The sequence below is a fragment of the Bartonella sp. AP150HLJHH genome (assembly GCF_042196385.1).
Lineage (GTDB): Bacteria > Pseudomonadota > Alphaproteobacteria > Rhizobiales > Rhizobiaceae > Bartonella.
Window position 1 is genome coordinate 1 of sequence record NZ_JBHIQC010000122.1, and the last position, 713, is coordinate 713.

Consider the following 713-nt stretch of genomic DNA (forward strand, 5'->3'; position numbering starts at 1 on the left):
AACAGCACTTTACAATTGGGAAAATTGCGGGTGGAATTTGATGCAGAAGAAGTGCCACCTTTAGAAGATTTGAGTTTCGGCAGCCGGCGCAATAGCGCTTATTTTGATCGTTTGGCGCAAGATATCCAAAAGAAAATGACTTATCAATTTGGCGATACGCTTGAAACTTATCGCAAAGCAGCAAGGAGTTAAAGCATGACTTTACGCATTGTACGCGGTTTTACCTTGATTGTTGATGATGATGTGAATCTTCACCTTGATCTTGAAACATTGAAACTGCCCACGTTGGAAGAAATTACAGAAACCTATCAACCAGGGGGCTCTGATATGCAAATTGATGTGAGCGGTCTTGGTGTGAAAGCTTTGAGCATGCAAATGAAAATCCGCAGCCATACCCCTGAGGTCATCGGTATTTTTGGTGGTCCCCCTGGTCTTCGTCATAAATTCACTGGCAAAAAACATGTGATTTCTGAAGAAGATGGGCGTGAGCATGAACATTCCATTGATGTGACAGGGCGGTTGGTCAAAGTCGATAGCGAAGGCTTAACGGCTGGAAAAGCGACAGGCTATGATTGCGAGATCAAAAATATTTGGGACTATACGGAATTTTGGGATGGTTCTGTTTTGCACCGCTTTTCCTTTAAACGGGGCGGCTGGCTTGTCCGCAATGGGCAAGAGATCGGTTCTCGCCGCCGCTCTATTCTCAACTTATA

At 44.6% G+C, this 713-nt stretch carries 1 protein-coding gene and 1 pseudogene; both read left to right on the forward strand.

The window, feature by feature from the left end; genetic code table 11:
- Nucleotides 1-192, forward strand: a pseudogene (locus ACFING_RS10020) (phage tail protein); the annotation flags it as partial.
- Between the two features lie 3 nt (nucleotides 193-195).
- Nucleotides 196-713 (forward strand): phage major tail tube protein (locus ACFING_RS10025; protein WP_375608794.1); only part of this gene is annotated, 518 nt, incomplete at its 3' end.